The sequence below is a fragment of the uncultured Sphingomonas sp. genome (genome assembly GCF_913062585.1).
Lineage (GTDB): Bacteria > Pseudomonadota > Alphaproteobacteria > Sphingomonadales > Sphingomonadaceae > Sphingomonas.
This window is the reverse complement of record NZ_CAJXWX010000015.1, coordinates 39,773-62,594: the sequence shown is the minus strand read 5'-3', so window position 1 is coordinate 62,594 and position 22,822 is coordinate 39,773. Positions and strand designations below refer to the sequence as shown.

The 22,822-nt window shown below is 67.8% G+C and carries 22 protein-coding genes; 15 read left to right on the top strand and 7 right to left on the bottom strand.

Features of this window, described 5'->3' with window-relative positions; translation table 11 throughout:
- Window positions 1-8: 8 nt before the first annotated feature.
- The 5 genes from QZ546_RS11340 to QZ546_RS11320 all read left to right on the top strand — a co-directional run bounded on the left by QZ546_RS11340 (window position 9) and on the right by QZ546_RS11320 (window position 5,100).
- Window positions 9-824, top strand: coding sequence for a DUF1080 domain-containing protein (locus tag QZ546_RS11340; RefSeq protein WP_294237350.1), 816 nt, complete (start codon window positions 9-11; stop codon window positions 822-824).
- The gene (locus tag QZ546_RS11335; protein ID WP_294237347.1) at window positions 821-1,396 is read left to right on the top strand and encodes a gluconate 2-dehydrogenase subunit 3 family protein; all 576 of its coding nucleotides are present in this window, start codon (window positions 821-823) and stop codon (window positions 1,394-1,396) included. The genes QZ546_RS11340 and QZ546_RS11335 overlap by 4 nt, the downstream gene beginning before the upstream one ends.
- A complete protein-coding gene (locus QZ546_RS11330; RefSeq protein WP_294237345.1) occupies window positions 1,393-2,226 on the top strand; it encodes a sugar phosphate isomerase/epimerase in 834 nt (277 codons plus the stop codon). Before QZ546_RS11335 ends, QZ546_RS11330 begins: the two co-directional genes overlap by 4 nt.
- A gap of 23 nt (window positions 2,227-2,249) precedes the next feature.
- Window positions 2,250-3,932 carry a GMC family oxidoreductase gene (locus tag QZ546_RS11325; protein WP_294237342.1) on the top strand — a complete coding sequence of 561 codons (1,683 nt, stop codon included), beginning with the start codon at window positions 2,250-2,252 and terminating at the stop codon, window positions 3,930-3,932.
- A gap of 145 nt (window positions 3,933-4,077) precedes the next feature.
- The gene (locus QZ546_RS11320) at window positions 4,078-5,100 is read left to right on the top strand and encodes a LacI family DNA-binding transcriptional regulator (RefSeq protein WP_294237340.1); all 1,023 of its coding nucleotides are present in this window, start codon (window positions 4,078-4,080) and stop codon (window positions 5,098-5,100) included.
- 269 nt (window positions 5,101-5,369) lie between these two features.
- Here the strand turns inward: QZ546_RS11320 and QZ546_RS11315 are convergent, their stop codons facing one another.
- Window positions 5,370-6,389: a class 1 fructose-bisphosphatase gene (locus tag QZ546_RS11315; RefSeq protein WP_294237337.1), complete on the bottom strand. Its 1,020-nt coding sequence runs from the start codon at window positions 6,387-6,389 to the stop codon at window positions 5,370-5,372.
- 249 nt (window positions 6,390-6,638) lie between these two features.
- Here QZ546_RS11315 and epsC point away from each other — a divergent pair, with 249 nt between their 5' ends.
- From epsC to QZ546_RS11275, 8 genes are all read left to right on the top strand, one after another.
- Complete coding sequence (epsC, locus tag QZ546_RS11310; RefSeq protein ID WP_294237335.1) at window positions 6,639-7,571, top strand: serine O-acetyltransferase EpsC; 933 nt, start codon at window positions 6,639-6,641, stop codon at window positions 7,569-7,571.
- A complete protein-coding gene (locus QZ546_RS11305) occupies window positions 7,568-8,308 on the top strand; it encodes a gamma-glutamyl-gamma-aminobutyrate hydrolase family protein (RefSeq protein WP_294237332.1) in 741 nt (246 codons plus the stop codon). Before epsC ends, QZ546_RS11305 begins: the two co-directional genes overlap by 4 nt.
- 94 nt (window positions 8,309-8,402) lie before the next feature.
- Window positions 8,403-9,248, top strand: coding sequence for a fumarylacetoacetate hydrolase family protein (locus QZ546_RS11300; RefSeq protein WP_294237328.1), 846 nt, complete (start codon window positions 8,403-8,405; stop codon window positions 9,246-9,248).
- 172 nt (window positions 9,249-9,420) lie between these two features.
- Complete coding sequence (gene fucP, locus QZ546_RS11295; protein ID WP_367113527.1) at window positions 9,421-10,731, top strand: L-fucose:H+ symporter permease; 1,311 nt, start codon at window positions 9,421-9,423, stop codon at window positions 10,729-10,731.
- Window positions 10,728-11,459, top strand: coding sequence for an SDR family oxidoreductase (locus QZ546_RS11290; protein ID WP_294237324.1), 732 nt, complete (start codon window positions 10,728-10,730; stop codon window positions 11,457-11,459). Before fucP ends, QZ546_RS11290 begins: the two co-directional genes overlap by 4 nt.
- Window positions 11,456-12,343 (top strand): amidohydrolase, encoded by an 888-nt coding sequence (locus QZ546_RS11285; RefSeq protein WP_294237322.1) that lies wholly within the window; start codon window positions 11,456-11,458, stop codon window positions 12,341-12,343. The genes QZ546_RS11290 and QZ546_RS11285 overlap by 4 nt, the downstream gene beginning before the upstream one ends.
- Before the next feature lie 19 nt (window positions 12,344-12,362).
- Window positions 12,363-12,662, top strand: a complete 300-nt coding sequence (locus tag QZ546_RS11280; RefSeq protein WP_294237320.1) for a UxaA family hydrolase — start codon at window positions 12,363-12,365, stop codon at window positions 12,660-12,662.
- On the top strand, window positions 12,659-13,882 hold the full coding sequence (locus QZ546_RS11275) for a UxaA family hydrolase (RefSeq protein ID WP_294237317.1): 1,224 nt from the start codon (window positions 12,659-12,661) through the stop codon (window positions 13,880-13,882). Before QZ546_RS11280 ends, QZ546_RS11275 begins: the two co-directional genes overlap by 4 nt.
- A 150-nt stretch (window positions 13,883-14,032) precedes the next feature.
- On the opposite strand, the gene QZ546_RS11270 is transcribed toward QZ546_RS11275, so the two are convergent.
- A complete protein-coding gene (locus QZ546_RS11270) occupies window positions 14,033-15,193 on the bottom strand; it encodes a mannitol dehydrogenase family protein (protein ID WP_294237314.1) in 1,161 nt (386 codons plus the stop codon).
- On the bottom strand, window positions 15,190-15,528 hold the full coding sequence (locus tag QZ546_RS11265; RefSeq protein WP_294237310.1) for an L-rhamnose mutarotase: 339 nt from the start codon (window positions 15,526-15,528) through the stop codon (window positions 15,190-15,192). The genes QZ546_RS11270 and QZ546_RS11265 overlap by 4 nt, the downstream gene beginning before the upstream one ends.
- Window positions 15,529-15,632: 104 nt before the next feature.
- On the opposite strand from QZ546_RS11265, the gene QZ546_RS11260 reads away from it, so the two are divergent.
- Window positions 15,633-16,649: a zinc-binding alcohol dehydrogenase family protein gene (locus QZ546_RS11260; protein WP_294237306.1), complete on the top strand. Its 1,017-nt coding sequence runs from the start codon at window positions 15,633-15,635 to the stop codon at window positions 16,647-16,649.
- A 69-nt stretch (window positions 16,650-16,718) separates the two neighbouring features.
- The gene (locus QZ546_RS11255) at window positions 16,719-17,543 is read left to right on the top strand and encodes an IclR family transcriptional regulator (RefSeq protein WP_294237303.1); all 825 of its coding nucleotides are present in this window, start codon (window positions 16,719-16,721) and stop codon (window positions 17,541-17,543) included.
- A 12-nt stretch (window positions 17,544-17,555) separates the two neighbouring features.
- On the opposite strand, the gene QZ546_RS11250 is transcribed toward QZ546_RS11255, so the two are convergent.
- Genes QZ546_RS11250 through QZ546_RS11235 form a run of 4 tightly spaced genes read right to left on the bottom strand, consistent with a single transcriptional unit; the run spans window position 17,556 to window position 22,675 of the window.
- Window positions 17,556-18,005, bottom strand: coding sequence for a winged helix DNA-binding protein (locus QZ546_RS11250; protein ID WP_294237300.1), 450 nt, complete (start codon window positions 18,003-18,005; stop codon window positions 17,556-17,558).
- A gap of 46 nt (window positions 18,006-18,051) precedes the next feature.
- A complete protein-coding gene (locus QZ546_RS11245; RefSeq protein ID WP_294237298.1) occupies window positions 18,052-19,239 on the bottom strand; it encodes an HlyD family type I secretion periplasmic adaptor subunit in 1,188 nt (395 codons plus the stop codon).
- Complete coding sequence (locus QZ546_RS11240; RefSeq protein WP_294237297.1) at window positions 19,236-21,383, bottom strand: type I secretion system permease/ATPase; 2,148 nt, start codon at window positions 21,381-21,383, stop codon at window positions 19,236-19,238. The genes QZ546_RS11245 and QZ546_RS11240 overlap by 4 nt, the downstream gene beginning before the upstream one ends.
- Complete coding sequence (locus QZ546_RS11235; protein WP_294237295.1) at window positions 21,380-22,675, bottom strand: TolC family protein; 1,296 nt, start codon at window positions 22,673-22,675, stop codon at window positions 21,380-21,382. Before QZ546_RS11235 ends, QZ546_RS11240 begins: the two co-directional genes overlap by 4 nt.
- Window positions 22,676-22,822: the final 147 nt, after the last annotated feature.

Below are 22,822 nucleotides of genomic sequence, written 5' to 3'. Positions count from 1 at the left end.
GGGGAGCGATGCGGATATTCCCGTTGATCGCGTTGGCCGTGGCGAGTGGTGCGGTTGCGCAGGACAAGCCAGGGCTCGGCTTTCGTGACACGCCGATGCTGCCGGGCGGGAAATGGCATGTCCATGATCCGGACCGGCCTGCACCCAAGGTGGTGACGCCAGCCAGCCAAGCCGGTGGCGCGCCGTCCGATGCGGTGGTGCTGTTCGACGGACGCTCGATGGACGCCTGGACGCCCAGCGGCAAACCCTGGCTGCTCAGGGACGGCGCGATGACCGTGCCGCCGCGCGACGGCAAGGGCGAGAGCGTCCTGGTGTCGAAGCAGAGCTTTGGCGACGTCCAGCTTCACCTGGAGTTTCGCTCGCCAAATCCGCCGCAAAAATCGTCGCAGGACCGCGGCAACAGCGGCATCTGGTTCATGCAGCGCTACGAGGTGCAGATCCTCGACGGCTATGACAACCCGACCTATGCCGATGGGCAGGTGGGGGCGGTCTATGCCTGGAAACCGCCGCTGGTGAATGCCGCGCGCAAGCCCGGCGAATGGCAGAGCTACGACATTATTTTCGAGCGGCCTCGCTTCGCGGCGGACGGCAAGCTGCTGCGCCCGGCCTATGTCACCGCGCTGCTGAACGGCGTCGTCGTCCAGAACCATCAGGCGATGCTGGGCACCACCGTCTGGCGGCAGGTCGAGAAATACCAGGCGCATGGCGATGCCGCGCCGATCCAGCTTCAGGATCACGACTCGCCCGTCTCGTTCCGCAACATCTGGGTCCGCCCGCTGCCGCCCGAGGCGATCGCGCAGGACCTGCCGGAGGATGCCCGATGATCGACCGCAGACATGCCTTGGCGGGGATCACCGCCATGTTCGGCTCCGCACTCTTCGCGCCCATCGCCCGTGCGGCGGGCGGGGTCGCACAGGCGCGGGGCGGCATTCCCGTCATCTCGGACGGACCACCCAGCGTCGCGGTCTTCACCCCCGTCCAGCGCGCGACGATGATCGCGCTGTCCGACCGGGTGATCCCGACCACCGACACGCCCGGCGCGATCGCGGCCGGGGTGCCCGATTTCATCGAGAAGATGCTGTCCGACTGGTCGCTGCCCGCCGACCGGGTGCCGATCATCGCCGGGCTGAACGCGATCGAGGCGCGAAGCCAGAGCGTCAACAAGGTGGCCGCCGCCAAGGCCACCCCGGCACAGCAGGACAGTTTGCTGACCGAGGCGATGGAGGGCGTCCTGCCCGAAGGCCGCGCCTTTTTCGAGCCGTTCCGGCAACTCGTCATCACCGGCTATTACACGTCGGAAATCGGCATCACGCAGGAGCGTGAATATCTGCCGGTGCCCGGCGAATATGACGGCGCCTATCCCTATTCCAAGGTCAACAAGGTGTATTCCGCATGATGGATCGTCGTTCGCTGATGGGCGCAGGCCTGGGTCTGGGCGCTGTCGCGCTGCTGCCGGGCGAGGCGCAGGCCGCGCAACTCGGGGCCATCGGGCTCCAGCTCTACACGATCCGCGAGATCTTCGCGGCCGATCCGGTCAAGACTTTGGAAGCGGTGGCCAGGATCGGCTATCGCGAGGTCGAATATGGCGGGGGCGGCTATGACGCGATGGACCATGCCCTGCTTCGCCGCACGCAGGACCGGCTGGGGCTGAAGGCGCCGTCGGTTCATGTCCCCTATGACGCGCTGCTCGGCAATTTCGACAAGTGCGTGACCATGGCCAAGACGCTGGGCGCGGACACGGTGGTCCTGCCCTATATGACCGACGAGCATCGGACTGAGGCGGGCTGGAACGCCGCGCTGCCCAATATCAACCGCTTTGCGGAAGCGTTGAAGAAGGCGGGGCTGGGCTTTGCCTATCATAATCACGATTTTGAGTTCACGAACCGGCCCGGCGGGGTCAGCCTGTACGAGCGGCTGCTGAAGGGTACCAACCCGGCGCTCGTGAAGCTGGAGATCGACCTGTATTGGGCGATCCATGCGGGCGAGGACGCCGCCGCGCTGATCCGGCGGCTGGCCGGGCGCATCTATGCCTATCACGTCAAGGATGCGCGCGCCGATGGCAGCATGACGGCGGTGGGGGCGGGCAAGATCGACTTCGCGGCGATCTTCAAGCTCAACCGGCTGGCTGGCGTGAAGCATTTCTATGTCGAGAACGACCAGGCGCCCGCGCCCTATCTGCCCGACATCACGACGAGCTTCCGGACGCTCCGGGCGCTGCGCTTCTAAAAGACGATAAAGGGAGGATGGCCATGGCGGCGACGAACCGTTTCGATGCGATCGTGATCGGGTCGGGGATCAGCGGCGGTTTCGCCGCCAAGGAACTGACCGAAAAGGGCCTGCGCGTCCTGATGCTCGACCGGGGCGTCATGGTGGAGCATGGCGAGGGCTATCCCTATGACGGCAAGCCCGCCTTCGAGGTGCCCGCGCGCAACATCATGCCCAAGCCGTTGATGGAGAGCGATTACTTCATCGCCAGGCACGGCTATGTCGCGCCCAGCAACCAGACATTCTACAACGACGACCGGCTGAACCCCTATGCCTATGACGAGGGGAGCAAATTCTACTGGATCCGGCCCGGTGCGGTCGGCGGCAAGTCGCTGATCTGGGGCCGCTGGTCCTTCCGCTGGAGCCCCGACGATTTCGAGGCGAACAAGCGTGAGGGCGTCGCCGCCGACTGGCCGATCCGCTATGACGACGTCGCGCCATGGTATAGCTATGTCGAGAAATATATCGGCGTGTCGGGCTCGCGCGAGAATCTGCCCTATCTGCCCGATAGCGAGTTCCAGCCGCCGATGCCGATGAACGTCGCGGAGAAATGGTTGAAGGAACGGCTGGAGGGCCAGTTTCCGGGCCGCAAGCTGATCCACACCCGCCTGTCCAACATGACCGAGGACAAGCCCGACCAGAACCGTACCAAATGCCAGTTCCGCAACCAGTGCGGCAATGGCTGTTCCTTCGGCGCCTATTTCTCGACCCAGGCGGTGACGTTACCCGCCGCGCGTGCGACCGGGCGGCTGACGCTGCAATCCGACGCGGTGGTGACGGGGATCGACTATGATCCCGCCGCCAAGAAGGTCACCGGCGTTCGTTATGTGGATGCCAAGACCGGGCAGGCGCAGACGGTCGCGGCCAACCTGGTCTTCGTCTGCGCCTCGGCCATGGGGTCGGTGCAGATCCTGATGAACTCGCGTGCGCCGGGTGCGGAGCGCAGCCATTTCGACAGCAGCGGGACGCTGGGCCGCTATGTCATGGACCATATCTTCCGCGTCGGCGTGTCGGGCGAGATTCCCGGCATGGACGACCTGATCGAATATGGCCGTCGTCCGGGCGGGGTGTATGTGCCGCGCTTCCGCAACCTGAAGGGCGACGAGGGGCTCGGCTTCCGGCGCGGCTATGGTTATCAGGGCTCGGCCTATCGCAACGCCGCCAAGCCGGTCGGCTTCGGTGCGGAGATGAAGCACGGCATGCGCCGCTATGGCCCGTGGCAGTTCAGCATGGGCGCGTTCGGCGAATGCCTGCCCTATGAGGATAATCGTGTGTCGCTGCATTCCAGCAAGGTTGATCGGTTCGGGGTGCCGCTGATGACGTTCGACGTCACCTTCCGCGACAATGAGCTGAAGATGATGGCCGATGCCCGGCGCGAGGGCGAGGCGATGCTGCGCGCGGCGGGCCTGAAGAACGTGACCAGCGGCGAGTCCGAGCATGTGCCGGGCGACGCGATCCACGAAATGGGCGGCGCGCGCATGGGGGCGGACCCGCGCCAGTCGGTGCTCAATAAATGGAGCCAGGCGCATGATGCGTCCAACCTCTATGTGACGGACGGCGCGCAGATGGCGTCGGTGTCGTGCGTGAACCCCTCGCTGACCTTCATGGCGCTGACCGCGCGTGCGGCGGACCATGCGGTCAAGGGGCTGAAGGCGGGGGCGGTTTGAGGTTGAGCACGACTCGTATTCCTCCCCTGCAAGGGGAGGGGACCATCCGAAGGATGGTGGAGGGGTGTCCCGCTATCGAGAGGGCGACACCCCTCCGTCAGGGCTTCGCCCTGCCACCTCCCCTTGCAGGGGAGGAATAGGTTGAATGTCCATCGCTAAACGTCCCGAAGGCGTCACCATCCGCGCGGTCGGCGAGCGGGCGGGCGTGTCGGCGATGACCGTCTCCAACGTCGTCAACGGTGCGGGGAAGGTCGGCCCCGCCACGCGCGCCGCCGTGCTCGCCGCGATCGAGGAACTGGGATACCGCCCCAATATCGCCGCGCGCCGCCTGGCCAAGGCACGGGTGACGACGCTCGGGCTGATCTATAGCGACCGTGGCACGCCGTTCATCGACTCGATCCTGCTCGGCGCGCTGCGCGCAACCAATGCGCGGGGGCTGCAGTTCATCGCCCAGGCCGAGGAGCGACTGACCCGCGACGCGGCCGAAGCCGCCGTGCGTGCGCTGGTGCAGAGCGGCGCGTCGGCGGTGCTGCTGGTGCCGCCCTTCGCCGAACTGCTCAGCGGATCGGGGCTGTTCGCCGAGCTGGGCGTCGCGGCGGCGGCGATCGCGACGGGGCAGCCCATGGCCGATATTTCGACTGTGCGGATCGACAATCGCGCCGCGATGGCGGCGGTGACGGCGCATGTCGCGCAGGCGGGGCACCGGCGGATCGGCTTTCTCGCCGGGCCGGAGAGTTTCTCGGTCGCGGCCGAGCGGCTGGCGGGATTTCGCGACGGGCTGGCGGCGAGCGGGATCGCCGATGACCCAGCGCTGATCGTGCGGTGCGGTTTCGATCCACTATCGGGGGCGGAGGCGGGGCGGACGCTCCTGGCCCTTGAGAACCGCCCGAGCGCGATCCTGTGCAGCAGTGACGATATGGCGGCGGGCCTGATCGGGGCGGCGCAGCGGATGGGGCTGTCCCTGCCGGGCGACCTGACGGTGACGGGCTTCGACGATACCGCGATCGCTGCCCGGCTCTGGCCGCCGCTGACCGTGATCCGTCAGCCGGTGGGCGACATGGCGTTCCAGGCGGTCGAGCAGGTCCTCGCCGCGTTGCGGTCGCGGGTGGTGGAGGACCGGGTGCTGGACTTTGAACTGGTGATGCGGGAGTCGGTGGGGCGGCGGTAATTCCGTCCATCCGTTCGCCCTGAGCGAAGTCGAAGTGCATGTCCCGGACCGTGCGGCAAGGATTCCCGTGGCCTTCGACTTCGCTCAGGCGGGACGGGGTGAGGGGGGAGGGGCTCCGTTTTACAAACCCCCGTTCCCCGGCGGAGGCCGGGGCCCAGGCTCCATCAACTATGTAGAGCGGAAGACGAGGCGGGGGAGGCCAATCCATCCCGCCCCTCATGGTTCACCGCAACTGAGCCCCGGCCTTCGCCGGGGAACAGCGGGCGGGGTTATCCCGTGCGCCCATAGTCCGCGATCCGCGCCACTTCCTCCGGATCGCCCAGCACCACGCCGACGCGCTGGTGGAGCCCGATCGCCTCGACATCCATGATCGGGATCGCCCCGTCGATCGAGGCGCCGCCCGCCTGTTCGATCAGGAAGCTCATCGGGTTCGCCTCATAGAGCAGGCGCAGCTTGGCCTTGCCGTCCTTGCGGTGGTCGGCCGGATAGAGGAACACGCCGCCGCGCTTCAGGATGCGGTGGATGTCGGCGACCATCGAGGCGGTCCAGCGCATATTATAGTCGACGCCGCACGGCCTCTCGGTGCCCAGGATACACTCCTCGACATAGCGCGCGATGCCGGGCGACCATTGGCGGCGGCGCGCCATGTTGATCGCGAATTCCTTCGTGCCGGTCGGAATGCGCATCGGCCCGTCGGTCAGCCGCCACGACCCGATCTCGCGGTCGAGCGTGAATTCATAGACGCCGGTGCCGACCGTCAGGACCAGCAGCGTCTGCGGGCCGTAAATGGCATAGCCCGCCGCCACCTGCGAACGGCCGGTCTGGAGGAAGTCCTCCTCGGTCACTTCGCGGCCCGCGCAATCCTCGGGCGCCTTCAGGACCGAGAAGATGGTGCCCACCGACAGGTCGACATCGACATTGCTCGACCCGTCGATCGGATCGAACAGAAGGAGATATTCGCCGCGCGGGAAGCGGTTGGGAATGCGGTGGATGGTCTCCATCTCCTCCGACGCCATCGCGGCCAGGTGCCCGCCCCATTCATTGGCGTCGAGCAGCAGGTCGTTGGCGATCACGTCCAGCTTCTTCTGGACCTCGCCCTGGACGTTTTCGCTGCCCAGCGAGCCCAGCACATCGCCCAGCGCGCCCTTGGAGATCGCCTGGTTCACCGCCTTGCACGCCCGCGCGACGGTTTCGATCAGCAGGCGAAGTTCGGCGGGGCAGGTTTCCTCGGAGCGCCGCTGCTCCTCGATCAGGAAACGGGTCAGCGTCGTCTGGCGCGGGGTCGTCATCGTCGCATAGGCTCCAGGAGGGGACCAGGAAGGATCGGCCCCGCAGGCTCCCTCCCGCCGGACCGTGCTATGGTGTCGGGCGGACCATGGACCGCGCCGTTCCCGATCGCAATCGGCTGTTAAGGCAGGCCGTGCTTTATTGGGGCGTAGCATTTCTGTTATATCCTATTATCCAAGTGGGATATGATGGAGGTCGGAGGATCGCCCATGTCGACCAAGCCGTTCATTGCTGCCGCCCCGAAAGGGGATATGTCCGCGACCGGGATCGACGGGGTCGTGTCGGGCCTGCGCGCCGCACGGCAGGACTGGCGGGCACGGCAGGACGGGACCCGCGACGTCGAGCGTTTCCCGTCGCGCGCCGGGGTCGAGGACGTGGTGGCGCTGGTCGCTGCCGCGCTCTATCCGCGCCGCCCGGGCCATTTTCGCGGCGGCGTGGCCGAAGAGGATCGGTTCGTCGCCGCCAAGCTGCTCGCCGCGCTGACCGCGCTGGAGCGCGAGGTGGGTGCCGAACTCGCCTATTGGCAGAGCGATGCGGACGCGGCCTTTCCGCCCGAACAGGCGGCGTTGGTCGCCCGGCTGTTCGGCGCGACCCTGCCGCAGGTGCGGATGCTGATCGACAGCGATGTCGAGGCGGCGTTCTTGGCCGATCCGGCGGCGCGCAGCGTCGATGAGATCCTGCTCTGCTATCCCGGTGCGATCGCCAGCCTGCATCACCGGATTGCGCATGAACTGAACGGCCTGGGCGCGCCGATCGTCGCGCGGATGATCTCCGAACTCGCCAATGAGCGGACCGGGATCGACATCCATCCGGGGGCGACCATCGGGCGGCATTTCTTCGTCGACCATGGCACCGGCGTCGTCGTCGGCGAGACCGCGATCATCGGCGAGCGGGTCCGCGTCTATCAGCATGTGACGCTGGGCGCGCGGTCGGCGCTGGGCACCGCGCCGCGTTCGCCGCGCGATCGCTTCGCGCGCCATCCGGTCGTCGAGGACGACGTCATCATTTACGCTGGTGCGACCATACTCGGTCGTGTCACCATCGGCGCGCGCTCGGTGATCGGGGGCAATGTCTGGCTGCTGACCGATGTCGCGCCCGACAGCGTCCTCGTCCAGCCCGAGGCTTTGCATCTGCCGCGCGCCGAGGGGAGGGCGCTGCGCCAGGAACTGGAGGGAACGGCATGACGGGGGGACGCAAGCCGATCATCGGCCTGATGTGCGGCAATGAGGTGGCGAACCGCCCGATCCAGGCGGTCGCGACGCGCTTCATCGACCCGCTGATCCGCCTGTGCAACGCCAACGTGGTGATCGTCCCCGCGATTCCCGAAGCGGTCGACACGGTGATGATGGCCGACATGCTCGACGGGCTGCTGCTGACCGGCGGCCGGTCGCATGTCGCCCCCGCGCAATATGGCGACTGTGCGCAACTGGCGGCCTCCGCCTGCGACCCGCAGCGCGACTCGGTGGCGCTGGCGCTGGCCGGGCGGATGATCGACCGGGGCAAGACGGTCTTCGGCATCTGCCGGGGAATGCAGGAGATCAATGTGCTGTTCGGCGGATCGCTGACCTGCCTGGGTGGCCTGCCGCGCCATCATCGCGGTAGCTGGGACGCCGATTATGAATCGCTGTTCGACCATCACCACAGCGTCGACCTGATGCCCGGCGGCGCGCTGGCGGGGCGGAGCGCGCAGCGGCGGGTGCAGGTCAATTCGGTGCATCAGCAGGGCGTCGACCGGCTGGGCTATGGCCTGGTGGTCGAGGCGCGCGATGCCGAGGACGGCCTGATCGAGGCGTTTCGTGCGCCTGGCTGCGACGCCGATGTGCTGGCGGTGCAATGGCATCCCGAATGGGACATCGCGACCTGCGGCGTGGCGCAGGGTTTCTTCAGCCTGATGGGCGAGTCGATCCGCGGCCACGCCTGATCGGCATTTGCGAGCGGACTATCATATTGGCGAGTGACATCGCCTGATCGGGCTGCATAAGAGGCTTATCCACCTCTTATGGGAGACCGCGTCGATGAAGCTGCTGCGTTACGGAGATTATGGGCAGGAGCGCGCCGGGCTGTTGGACGCGGACGGCCACATCCGGGCGTTGCCGGAGTCGCTGGGCGATCTGGGCGGCGATCGTCTGACGCCGCAGGGCCTGGCCGCGATCGCCGCGCTCGATCCCGCCACATTGCCGCTGGTCGAGGGCAGCCCGCGCCTGGGTGCGTGCATCACGCGGCCGGGCAAGTTCGTGTGCATCGGCCTCAACTATCGCGACCATGCCGCCGAGAGCAATCTGCCCATCCCGGCCGAACCCGTCATCTTCGGAAAATGGTCGAGCGCCATCGTCGGCCCGAACGACGATGTCGAAATCCCGCGCGGCTCGGAAAAGACCGACTGGGAAGTCGAACTGGGCGTCGTGATCGGCACCCGCGCGCGCTATGTCGCGCAGGACGAGGCGCTGTCGCATGTCGCGGGCTATTGCGTCGTCCATGACGTCAGCGAGCGCGCCTTCCAGCTGGAGCGCGGCGGCACCTGGGACAAGGGCAAGGGCTGCGACACCTTCGGCCCCACCGGCCCCTGGCTGGTGACGGCGGACGAGGTCGGCGATCCGCATACGCTCCGCCTGTGGCTGGAGGTCGACGGCCATCGCTATCAGGACGGCAACACCTCGGACATGATCTTCACGGTCGCCGAGATCGTTTCCTATGTCAGCCAGTTCTGCACGCTGGAGCCGGGCGACATCATCACCACCGGTACGCCCAAGGGCGTCGGCATGGGCCAGACCCCGCCGACCTATCTACGCGCGGGCCAGACGGTGCGTCTGGGCATTGACGGCCTGGGCGAGCAGACCCAGCGCTTCGTCGCCGCCGCCTGAGCCATGGTCGCGCCCGGCCGCCATCGGAGCGGCCGGGCGCTTTCCCCTCCGATAGCCCTTGCCATGACAGGATCTGCCGCCTTAAGATCGCACTCATAAAATATAAGTTTCATGGAGAAGGAGCCGTGATGACGGCAGTCGGAGCCGGCCAAGGCCGTGGAGGGCATGGGTAATGCCGATGCATATCGACATGGCGGACGCCCGCATGGGCCGGCCCTGCGAGTGTGCGGGCACCGTGGCACGCAGCTATCTGCCCGCGCTGGTCATCACGGTCAGCCTCTTCTTCCTGTGGGGGATGGCTAACAACCTGAACGACATCCTGATCGCGCAGTTTCGTAAGGCGTTCACGCTGAGCGACTTCGGGACCAGCTTCGTCCAGCAGGTCTTCTATCTCGGCTATTTCCTGCTCGCGGTGCCCGCTTCGCTGGTCATGCGGCGGTTCGGGTACAAGATGGCGATCGTGCTGGGCCTGGTGCTGTACGGCACCGGCGCGCTGCTCTTCTATCCGGCGGCGGCGGCGAGCCTGTACCAGCTGTTCCTGCTCGGGCTGTTCGTGATCGCGGCGGGGCTGGCGTTTCTGGAGACCTCGGCCAATCCGTTGATGGGCGAGCTGGGCGATCCGGCGGGGGCGACCCGGCGGCTGAACTGGGCGCAGGCGGCCAATCCGCTGGGCGCGATCACCGGCGTGCTGATCGGCCGCTTCTTCATCCTGTCGGGTATCGAGCATGACGAGCGGGCGCTGGCGACCATGGATGCCGCCGCGCGTACCGCCTTCTACAAGGCCGAGGTGCAGGCGATCGCGCCGCCCTATGTCGGGATCGCGATCGTCGTGCTGCTGTTCGCGCTGGCCGCGGCGCTGGTCCGCTTCCCCAGCGGCGCGCCCGTCCAGGCCGACGGCCCGAGCGGCGGCGGTCGCTTCCTCGACATATTCGGCAAGCCCCGCCTGCTGGGCGCGGTGGTGGCGCAATTCTTCTATGTCGGCGCGCAGGTCGGGGTGTGGAGCTACACGATCCGCTATGCGCAGGCGAATGCGGGGCTGAACGAGCGGGGCGGGGCGGATGCGCTGTTCGTGTCGCTGGTGCTGTTCGCCGCCGGGCGCTTCCTGGGCAGCGCGCTGATGGGCCGGGCCGCGCCGGTGAGGCTGCTGGCGCTGTTCGCGGGGCTGTCCGTCCTGCTGACCGCGGCGGCGGGCATGCTGGGCGGCTGGCCGGGCCTGATCGCGCTGGTCGCCGCGAGCTTCTTCATGTCGATCCAGTTCCCGACGATCTTCGCGCTGGGGATCGAGGGGCTGGGTCCGCTGCGCCGCGCCGGGGCCTCGCTGATCGTGATGGCGATCATCGGCGGGGCCGGGCTGACCGCGCTGATGGGGCTGGTGTCGGATCATAGGGGCATCACCAGCGCGATGTTCGTGCCCATGGTCAGCTTTGCCGTCGTTACGGGTTTCGCCGTCCTGATCGGACGCCACAAGGAGAAGCATGGATGAACCGTCTGCAGGGTAAGCGGGCGATCGTGACGGGCGCGGGCCAGGGCATCGGCCGGGCCGCCGCCGAGCTGTTCGCCGCCGAGGGCGCGCAGGTGATCGCGGTCGACCGCAATGCCGAGGCGCTGGCGAGCCTTCGGGGTTGCACCGCCGAAACGCTCGACCTGCTCGATCCGGCGGCGATCGCGGCGTTCGGCGAGCGGACGGGGGCGGTGGACGTGCTGTTCAACTGCGCGGGTTATGTCGATGCGGGCGACCTGCTGACGACGAAGGACGCGGGCTATCGCCTGTCCTTCGACCTGAACGTCCATGCGATCACCCATATGCTCCAGGCCTTCCTGCCCGCGATGATCTCGAACGGGGGCGGCGCGATCGTCAACATGGCGTCGGTCGCAGGCGCGGTGATCGGCGTCGGCAATCGCTATGCCTATTGCGCGTCCAAGGCGGCGGTGGCGGGGATCACCCGCTCGGTCGCGCTCGACTATGTCGGTCAGGGCATACGCTGCAACGCGATCTGCCCGGGCACCGTCCAGTCGCCCAGCCTGGACGAGCGGCTCGCCGCGACGGGCGATGCCCAGGCGGCGCGCGCGGCCTTTATCGCGCGCCAGCCGATGGGCCGTCTGGGCCGCGCCGAGGAGATCGCCGCGCTAACCCTGTATCTCGCCTCGGACGAGAGCGCCTATACGACCGGACAGTTGCACGTCATCGACGGCGGATGGACGATGGCGTGAACGCCGCCCGGCCGCCCTTTGTCGATGCGCATTTCCACCTGTGGGACCATGGCGTGCTGCGCTACCCTTGGCTCGATGCGGCCGAGGTCGCGCCGATCGCCGCGACCTATCGCATCGCCGATTACCGGGCGGAGCTGGCGGCGTGGAATCTGGTCGGCGCGGTGCATGTCGATGCGGGCGCCGATCCGGGGCAGGGGGCGGACGAGACGGTGTGGCTCAACCGGGTCGCGCATGACGACGGCCTGCCCAGCGCCATCGTCGCGCGGGTCGAGCTGAACCATCCGGCGGTCGAGCCGCAACTGGCCTGGCAGGCCGGGCACGCGCGGGTGAAGGGTATCCGCCACCTGATCAACTGGCACCCGAGCGATCCCGCCCGCCGCGCCTATGCCATGGATCTGACCCGCGATCCCCGCTGGCGCGAGGGCTATGCGCTGCTCGGCCGCTATGGGTTGAGCTACGACTTTCACGGCTTTCCGCCCCAACTGGCCGGGTTGGCCGAGGTCGCGGCGCGGCGTCCCGAGGTGCCGGTGATCCTCAACCATCTGGCGCTGCCGATCCCGGCGGATGGGCTGGAGGCATGGCGCGCCGGGCTGAACGCCTTTGCCGCCATGTCCCATGCCGCGATCAAGCTGTCGGGCGCGGGCTTTATCGGCCCGCGCTTCGACCCCGCCGGTTTCGCCGCTATCGTCGCCGAAGTGATCGACCGGTTCGGTACGGACCGCGTGATGGTCGCGTCGAATTTCCCGACCGACCGTCTGGCGGCCGATCTCGACCGGACGCTGGGCGCCTATGAGACGCTGCTGGCCGGATTTTCCGATGACGAGCGGCGGGACCTGTGGGGGCGCAACGCCAACCGCATCTATCGACTTGGTCTCGACCTGTGACCGATACCGGAGCAAGCGCATGAGTGTGGCCGCAATTCGCCTGACCCCGACCGACAATGTCGCCGTCTGCTGCCGCACGGTCGAGCCGGGCGAGCGGATCGGCGTCGACGGCCATGACCTGCTCGTCACCGAACAGGTGGCACTGGGCCACAAGCTGGCGGTCGTGCCGCTGAGGACCGGTGACAAGGTCATCAAATATGGCATGCCGATCGGCTCGATGACGCATGACGCGCCCGCCGGGGGCTGGGTTCACATGCACAATATGCAAAGCGACTATATTCCCGCCCATCTGCGCGACGCGCATGGAGATCACGCATGAACGGGGGCATGACCGAGCGGACCTGGCAGGCTTGGGCGCGCCCCGATGGACGCAAGGGCATTCGCGACGCCATCGTCGTCGTCTATCTGGTCGAGTGCGCGCACCATGTGGCGCGCCGCATCGTCGACAAGATGGACGATCCGCGCGTGCAACTGATCGGCTTTCCCGGCTGCTACCCCAATGACTATGCGCTGGCGATGATGAAGGCGCTGACGACGCATCCCAATGTCGGGGGCGTGGTGCTGCTCTCGCTGGGCTGCGAGAGTTTCAATCGCGAGGCGCTGGCCGCCAATGCGCGTGAGCAGGGGCGCCCCGTGGAGACGATCGTCATCCAGCAATCGGGCGGCACGCGCGGCGCGATGGAGGCGGGGATCGCTGCCGTCGAACGCGTCCGCGCGGCGGCGGACGCGCAGGCGGTGCGCGTGCCGATGACCCTGTCGGAGCTGGTGATCGGCACCATCTGCGGCGGGTCGGACGGGACCAGCGGCATCACCGGCAATCCGGCGGTGGGCCGCGCGTTCGACACGCTCTACGACGCGGGTGCGATCTGCATCTTCGAGGAAACGGGCGAGATGATCGGCTGCGAAGGCCATATGGCCGAGCGCGCCGCGACGCCGGAGGTAGCCGAGGCGTTGATCGCGTCGGTCGCGCAGGCCGAACGTTATTACCGGGCGATGGGCTATGGCAGCTTCGCGCCGGGTAATGCCGAGGGAGGCCTGACCAGCCAGGAGGAGAAGTCGGCGGGCGCCTATGCCAAGTCGGGCAGCCGTCCGATCACCGGCGTGATCCTGCCCGCCGAACAGGCACCGGGACCGGGCCTGTACCTGCTCGACGTGGTGCCCGCGGGCGATCCGAAGTTCGGCTTCCCCAACATCGTCGACAATGCCGAGATCGGCGAGCTGATCGCGTGCGGCGCGCATATCAACCTGTTCGTGACCGGACGCGGCTCGGTCGTGGGCTCGGCCATCTCGCCGGTCATCAAGATCGCCGCCAATCCGGAAATGTATGCCCGGATGGAAGGGGACATGGACGTCAATGCCGGTCGCATCCTCTATGGTGAGGCGACGCTGGACGCGGTGGGGGCGGAGATCGTCGACTTGATCGTCGCGGTATCGGGCGGGGCGCAAACCAAGTCGGAAGCGCTGGGGCATCAGGAATTCGTCCTGACCTACAAGGCGGCCGGGGCCAAGGGGCCTGGCTGTTTGCCGCAGGCGGCGTAACGGCTGCGGCTGTGCGGTCGGGGCGTGCGCTTCGACTTCGCTCAGCGTGAACGGATGTCGGTATCCAGACCCGATCCCCCCGCCCGTTCAGCCTGAGCGACGTCGAAGGCCACGAGACAGGCTATCAGCAAGCGCGGCATTCCCGGGCGATCAGCCCGATTGCGCCGCCAGAGCCCGCAATTCCGGCATCGCGACCTTCTGCCCCGAGCCGTCCACCCATCGGATGAACCCGCCGATCCGCTTCTCCACCTTCGCCGCATGACCGCCGAAGATGTCCGACAGCCTGTGGTCGAGAAAGGGATTGGCGAAGCGCTCCAGCGTCGTCGCGATATAGTCCCGTGCTTCATCCTCCATCCCGTGGGCGGCAAAGCCCGGCAGCACCTCCTGCGCCATCACGCGGTCGAGCGCGCGCCGCGTGTCCGCATTGGCCAGCGCCGCGCGGACCGTCTGTCCCTCGGGCGCGCCCTGTGCACGCCATCGTCCGGCCAGCCATGTATGGCCAAGGTTCAATATGTGCAGCTTCAGCCGCTCATAGCGCTCCAGTTCGTCGGTCGGCACGATGTCGGGATGGGTGAAGGGCAGGGTGAGACCCGGCTGCCGCTCGATCGCCCAGAGGGCATAGGGCTCGGCGACGGCGCCCGCCGGCGATAGGGGCTCGCTGACGATCCGGTCGACCAGCGTGTTGGCCCAGACGCATTCGCGCTCCAGCCACGCGATGAAAGCCGCGTCGCGCCGCTGGTCGCGCGCCAGCCCGGTGATTGCCGCGCGCAGGACATCGCCGTTTCGCACCACCAGTTCGCAGGGCAGCATCGTCAGGCCCGGTTCGCCCGCCCGCCATCGCCGGTGGAGCAACGCGGTCAACAAGCCGCAAAAGCTGGTCGGCACCGCATCATCGGCCGGTGCCGTCCGGTCGCTGTCGGGGATCGCATAGCCCGTATCGCCGGTGTTGGAGACGATATGCGTCGCCCGCCCAGCCAATGCCGTCAACCGCTCCCAGTCCGCACCGGCGCTCAGCCCTTCGCGCACGCTGCGCACCTGGACGGTCCGCTCATACCGGGCGCCGTCGCGAAGGCCGCGCAGGATGACCGGGAAACCCGCCGGATCGGCAAAGCCCGCCAGACGCTTGGCCCGTTCGGGATCGTTGGTCGTCTGGACGATGACGATCGGCGGCACCGCCTGTCCGGCGGCGCGCGCCTCCTCGGCGAACAGGTCGACATGCGCCTGGAGGAAGCGGCTGGTGCCGAATTGCAGGATGACGGGGGCGGTCGCGGTCGTGGTCACGGTCACGGTCTCGGTCGCGGCTGCGGTCACTGGGCGTCCAACGAATAGATACGCTCCATCGCGACCCATTTCTCCCCCGGTGCGGCGTGGGGCAGCGGCTTTTGGAAACGGTCCATCGCCGCTTCCCATCGGGTATCCACGGCCGCCAGCTCAGCCGGGATCGCGCGGGGCCAGTCGTCCGTCACTTCGGCGATCATGACCAGCCGGTCGCCGGTGCGCCAGATTTCCATCGCGGTGAACCCCTTGGCCCGGATCGCCGCCGTCACCTCGGGCCAGGCGGCCCCGGCGGCATGAGCCTTTTCATAGTCGGCGATCAGCGCCGCATCGGCGACCAGGTCCAGCGCGAAGCATATCCGTCGGGCCATATCGAGCCTCCTCTCTCTTTTCGTGTCGTTTTAGCGTTCCCACACCTGTGCATCAATGGCATATGTGAGAGCATGATTGCATATAGGATTGCGGAGAGGGTGACATGAAGGCGCTGGTCTGTGTGCGTCCCCAGGATATTCGCGTCGAGGAGCGGCCTCGGCCGGAGCGGGGACCGGGCCATGTCCTGCTGCGGATGCGGCGCGCCGGCATCTGTGGCACCGACTATCACATCTATGCTGGCAAGCACCCGTTCCTGGAATATCCCCGGCTGATCGGCCATGAGCTGGCGGGCGAGGTTGTCGAGGCGCCCGAGGGCTCGGCGCTGACCCCGGGGCAGGTGGTGACGATCAACCCCTATCTCGCCTGTGGAACCTGCCGCGCCTGTCGCCGGGGCAAGCCCAATTGCTGCGCGCGGATCAGCGTGCTGGGCGTCCATGCCGATGGCGGCATGTGCGAATGGCTGTCGGTCCCCGAAAGCGCGGTGATCGACGCCACCGGCCTGTCGCTCGACCAGGCGGCGATGGTCGAGTTCCTGGCGATCGGCGCCCATGCCGTCCGCCGCTCCGGCCTGTCGGCGGGGGACGAGGCGGTGGTGATCGGCGCGGGACCGATCGGCATCGCGGTCGCTCTGTTCGCACGGATCGCGGGGGCGGGGCGGATCGTGCTGGCGGATACCCGTGCGCCGCGCCTGGCCTATGCCCGCGATCATCTGGGTTTCGACGAGGGCGTGGTGGCGGATGATCGGCTGGGCGAGACGCTGGCCGCGATGACCGGCGCCGAGATGTTCGACCATGTCTTCGACGCGACCGGCAATATCCATGCGATGCGCGCCGGGCTGAACTGGGTGGCGCATGGCGGCAGCTATACGCTGGTCGGGGTGTGCAAGGACGATCTGGTCTTTGCCGATCCCGAATTCCACAAGCGCGAGACGACGATGATCGCCAGCCGCAACGCGCTGTCGGTCGATTTTGACCATGTCATCGCCAGCATCCGATCGGGCGCGATCCCGACCGACGCGATCCGCACGCATGGTCTCACCCTGGACGACGCGCCACGGCGGCTGCCCGAGCTGATCGCGGAGGCGGATTCGGTGCTGAAGGCGATCGTCACCATTGCCTGAGGGGAGCCTGCGACCGCCTTGCCCGATGTCCGCCATCGTCCTAATCGACGGACTGGTTTGGGAGGCGCTATGACGGCTGAGGGCGGCAAGACGGGGGAGGGGCGCACCCGCAAGGGCAGCTATGCCGCGCCCGCGCTGGACAAGGCGTTCCTCATCATCGAACTGCTCGCCAGCCACCCGCAGGGCATGTTGGTCAGCGAAATGGCGACCGCGCTCGGCCGCTCGCTGGGCGAGCTGTTCCGCATCGTGGTAGTGATGGAGGAGGCGCGCTATCTGGAAAAGTCGCCGATCGACGACCGGTACCGCGTCACCTATAAATTCCTCGACATCGCCTATCGCGCGACGCCCGCGCGCCAGCTGACCGCCGCGGCCCTCCCTGAGATGCAGTCGCTGGCGCTGACCGTCGGCCAATCCTGTCACCTGGTGGTGATCGAGGGCGGGGCGGGGCTGGTCATCGCGCGCGAGGAAAATCCCGGCACGCGCGGCTTTGCGCTGCGCATGGGCGCTTCGATCGACATCGTCGCGAGCTGTTCGGGCAAGGTGCTGCTGGCCTTTGCGCCGCCCGCACAGCTTGGCCGTATCATCGATCGGGCCGAGCTGGTCCAGGGGCGGCCCATCGGGCGCGCGCGGCTGACCGAGGAACTGGAGCGGGTGCGGACGCAGGGCTATGAACTGCGCGAGAGCCCGGTCACGCGCGGCGTGACCGACATCAGCTATCCGGTCTTCGGCTTCGGTGGCGATTGCATGGCGGCGCTGACCATCCCCTTTCTGGAGACGATCGACGGGTCGCAATCGGTGACGATCCCCGAGGCGCGGCGGATCCTGGCCGAGGCGACCGCGCGCATCTCGCAACAACTGGGCTATCGCCCCGAGGACGGCGCGGCGGGGTCCTGAGCGGCCGGCCGGTCAGCCCGGCCGCCCGGGGGGCGTGCGGCGTTCCTCCCCCATGGTCAGGTACAGGTGGCGCAGCATCGCGGTCATCGCCTCGGTGCCGCGCTGGGTCAGGGTGACGGCCAGGCGCCGGTGATCCGCAGGATCCGTCCGCCGCCGCAACAGCCCAGCACCCTCCAGCCGGTCGATCCGTCGCAGCGCGCTGGTCGAGCTTTCGCCGGATACCAGGATCAGTTCCTTCACGCAGAGCGGCCGATTCTGTTCTTCCGCGATGAACAGCTCCAGCATCATGTCCCAGGCGGAATCGCGGAACACGTCGCGGGGAAAGAATTGCGCGATATGGGCGCGCATCGCCTTGGTCTGGCGGGCCAGGTCGAGCAGGCTGGGCGCGCGATCCAGCATGGGCGGCGGCATGGCGCTGCGCTGCGCGGGCGGGTGGTAACGGGCGGCCATTTCCTTGGGCATGGGACTTGTCCTTTTGCTGAGGGCGGCGGATGGGAAACGAAGCCGTTCATCGCTCGCGCATCGCCTCGCGCGCGCGGTTGAGCGGTTTGAGCAGATATTGGAGGACCGTCTTCTGGCCGGTATGGATGTCGGCGGTGGCGATCATGCCGGGCACGATCGGAAAGCGCTTGCCCGCCTTGTTGACCAGCGAGTCCGCCGTCGTGCGCACGAAGACGCGATAATAATAGACGTCCGGGTTCACCTCGTCGCGGATGGTGTCGGGCGAGATGCTGCTGACCCGTCCCTCCAGCCCGCCGAAGATCGCATAGTCATAGGCGGTGATCTTGACGCTGGCGCGCTGGCCGGGGCGGATGAAGGCGATGTCGCGCGGCGAGATACGCGCCTCGACCAGCAGGCGTTCGTCGAGCGGCACGATCTCCATGATCTTGCCGTTCGGGGGAATGACGCCGCCGATGGTCGACACCTCGATATTCTTGACCACGCCGCGCACCGGCGAGCGTAGCGTCAGGCGCTGGAGCGTGTCGGAGCGGCCGCGCACGACGGGGGCGAGCGCCTCGACCTCCTCGCTGACCTTGGCCAGGTCCTGCCGCGCCTCGACGACATATTGTGAGCGCAGGTCGGATTTCTTGAGGTCCAGTTCGGCCCGCTGCCGCTTCAGGCGCAGCACCTCGACATTGCTGGCCGCGCCGACGTCGATCAGGGACTCGCCGATCCCGACCTCGCGCCCGATCAGCGCCAGGGACTCGTCGATCAGGCCGACCGAACTGGTCAGACTGCGGCGGCGCGCGTCGTACAGCCTTTGCTGCTCGGCCTTGAGCGCGGGGAAGGCGTCGAGTTCGGGCGAGAAGGTCAGGGGGGTGCCGTTGACCTCCGCCTGCAACCGGGCCTGGGCGGCCAGTGCGGCGCGGTATTTGGCGGCGCTTTCCTCGACGGTCGATCCAGCCTGGGTCGGGTCGAGCTGGGCGAGGATCTGGCCCGGTTTCACGATATCGTCCTGGCGGACCAGCATCTTGGCGAGGATGCCGCCCTCCAGCGATTGCAGCACTTGTTCGCGGCTGGTGGGTACGACGCGGCCGGTGCCGGTGGCGACCTCGTCCAGTTCGGCGAACCAGGCCCAGGCCAGGAAGGTGACGAACAGCGCGGCGAGCACCCAGGTCATCCGCTTGGCCGCCAGCAGGGGTGCTGCCCCCTCGTCGGCGAAGGGCAGGTCGGCGGGATGGGCGAGCGCGGTCATGCCGCCTGGCTCCGACCTGGCTGGGCTGGTGCGGCACCCTGCATGGTGGCGAGGGCCGCCGCCTTGGGCTGGTCGAGCAGTATCTGGCCCTGGTCGATCACCACGATCCGGTCGACCATGTCGAGCACCCGCATCCGGTGGGTGGCGATGACGACGGTACGCCCCCGGCTCCAGTCGCGGAAGCGGTCGATGAACAGGCGCTCGGCCCCTTCGTCCATCGCGGCGGTGGGCTCGTCGAGCAGCATCACCTGCGGCTGGCGGATCAGCAGCCGGGCAAGCAGCAGCGCCTGTTGCTGCCCGCCCGACAGGCCCAGCCCGCCTTCGAGCACGACATGCTCCAGCCCGTCGCGAAGGCGGCGGATGAAGTCGATCGCGCCGACCATCTCCAGCGCGGCGAGGATCGCCTCGTGACTGGCCACCGGCGCACCCATGGTCAGATTCTCGTGCAAGGTGCCGTGGAAGAGGCGACTGTTCTGGGTCAGGAGCGCGACGTCGCGGCGGACGTCGCCGGGGTCGATCTGGTGCAGCGCCAGATCGTCGAGCAGGATCTCGCCCGACACGGGCTGCAACATCCCCGACAGACCTTGCAGCAACGTCGACTTGCCCGCGCCGTTACGGCCCAGCAGCGCGATCGTCTCGCCGCCCACGATATCCAGCTTCGGCACGGTCAGCGCGGGCGGGGCATTGGGGTCGGCATAGCTGAACACCGCGCCGCGAAGGGCGAAACGCCCATCGACCGCGGGCAGGGGGATGCGATGCTCGGCATCCGGATTGTCGACCGGCAGCGCCATGATCTGGTCCAGGCTGCCCGCCGCGACTTTGGCATGTTGATAGCGGCCGAGCAGGTGCGAGACCTGGCCCATCGGGGCCATCATCCGGCTGGCCAGCATCGAGGTGGCGACCAGCGCGCCGGTCGTGATGTCGCCCGCAATCACCATCGGCGCGCCGACGAAGATGACGGTGGCGTAGACCGCGTTCTGCACGCTCTGCGCCCAGGTCGACAGGCTGGCGGTCAGACCGCGAAGGCGCAGTTGCGCTTCGCCTGCCACCGCGTTGCAATGGTTCCACTGGCGCTGGAAACGCTCCTCGGCCTGAAGCGTCTTGATGTCCTCGATGCCTTGCACCGCCTCGACCAGCAGGGCGTTGCGCAGCGAGGTCTCGCGCATCGACTCGGTCGCATGGGCGCGCAGCCGCCGCTGGGCGAGCAGGCTGGGCACCAGCAATGCGACCAGCGCCACCACGGGCACCAGCGCCAGCGAGCCGCCGATAAAGGCTAGGATCACCAGGAACAGCAGGAAGAAGGGCAGGTCGGCCACCGCCGCGACGGTGGTCGAGGTCAGCATATCGCGCACCTGATCCAAGTCGCGGAGCTGCGCGATGAAGGTGCCGGTCGAGGTCGGCCGTGCCCGGTTTCGTACGCGCAGCGCATGGCCGAACACCAGGTCCGACAGGCGCAGATCGGCGCGCTTGCCCAGAATATCGGTGATCCCGACGCGCAACCGGCGCAGCACGAAGTCGAACCCGGTCGCCAGGATCACGCCGATGAACAGGATGTAGAGCGTCGGCATCGACTGGGCGGGGACGACGCGGTCATAGACCTGCATCGAGAACAACACCCCCGCCAGACCCAGGCAGTTGGTGACGATCGAGGCGATGGCGACATGGCCATAGCCCCTCATATCCTGAAGCAGCAGGCGGCGGAGCCAATGCTCCTGGAAGGGGCGGATATAGCTGTCGACCCGAATATCGGCCGCCGAGCGTGCGGGGCGGGGCACGACGAACAGCCGCGTCTGTTCGACCACCGTGGCGAGCGGGCGCTGGGCGGATTGGCCATCCTCGCCCGCCACGGTGAACAGCGCCTGGCCGTCCGCGTCGATGCCGGTGATCAGCGCCAGCTCGCCATCGTTCAGCCAGGCGATGACCGGCAGGCGCCAGCTGGTCAGCCGCATCGCGCCGGGCATCACGAAGCGCACGGACAGGCCGCTCGCGCGCGCCAGCGCCCGGACCCGCATTTCGTCATCCCCACCCGCCTGCCACAGCGTCGTCAGGCGCGCCCGCTGCTCGGCAAAGGACATGCGGTAATGGCGTGCCACCTGGCCCATCATGTCGATCCAGGCGAGCGGATCGGTGGTGGCGGCCGTCACAGCGTCACACCCCGGATCGACGTGCCGGTCAGCCCGAAATCGTCGCGTGCCCGGCCCGAATAATAGAGGCAGTCGAGCGCGAGCCGCCGCAGGTCGTGCGCCGTGTTGACCGCATCGAACCGCGCCTGTTGCAGTTCCTGTTCGGCATTGAGCAGGTCGACCAGCGTACGCGTGCCCATGTCGAGATATTGCAGGCGATAGAGCTTGCCCGTCTCGATCATATTGTCCTGCCGCGCCGCCAGGGTGCCCAGCAATTGCGATAGGCCCGCCATCTGCGTCTGTCCGGCGGCCAGCTCCTGGGCGACGTCGTTGCGGGCGGCCTGTTCGGCGGCCTGCGCGGCACGGACGCCGTAATCGGCGCTGCGCACGCGGGCGCGGACCGCATTGCCGCCGAACACGTCGCTGCTGACGTTCAGCCCGAAATTATACAGGCTGCGGTCGGAAAAGGGCGCCGCGACATCGGTCGAGGCATCGCCCGCCAGCGCGACGGTGGGCAGGCGCGCGGCATGGACGCGGCGGCTTTCGGCGCTCGCCTGCTCATATTGCGCACGGGCGCGCATGATCGCGGGCACATCCGCCCACTCGACCGTGGTGGCACGGGTGCAACTCGCCATCAGCCAGTCGGGGACGCCGGGATCGACCGCAGGCGGGGTGTCGCGACCCAGCAGATAGGCGAGGCCCGTGGTCCAGCGGCGCTGCTCCGCCTCGATCCGGGTCAGCGTCGCCTGCGCGGCGGCCACGCGCGACTGGGCCTGGAGCGCATCGGACCGGGTCGTCGCGCCCTTGCCGAAGCGCTTCTCGACCAGTGCGCTGATCTCCTGAATACGGGTCAGCTGTTCGACCGCGATCCCGCGCAGGGCGGCGTTGCGCTGAACCTCGACCAGCGCATAGCCGGTGTCGCGGATCAGCCCGTCGATCGCCAGCAGCATGTCCGCCCGCCCGATCCGGGTGCCCGCCCGCGCGGACTCGACCGCGCCCGCGACCTTGCCGAAGTCGTAGAGCATCTGCGACGCCGACAGCTGAGGCCGCGGCCGCCAGACGCTGCCCAGCCGATTGTCGTAGCCGCTGCCGACGCCCGCGCTGATCCGGGGCAGATAGCCCGCACGGGCGACGGTCACGTCCTCGCCCCGCGCTTCGACCGTCGCGGCGGCCTGGGCGACGGAGGGGTGCCAGGCCATGACCTCATGCATGGCGCTCTCCAGCGTGACCGCTCTCATATTGGCCGGTACGACCGCGACGGACGGCTGCGCGGCGGCGGTCGCCAGCAGCCCGCCTATCGCCCATGTCATCATTTCCAGCCTCCCCGATTGCCCATGGTAGCGTTCGCGCCACTCGTGATTCGTCAACCGTCCCAACCTGTCCGACATGGGAGAGGATTGAACTAAACTATTTAAAGAAAAGGGATTAAACGCCAAAGGGAAGCCCCCTTGGCGCTTGAA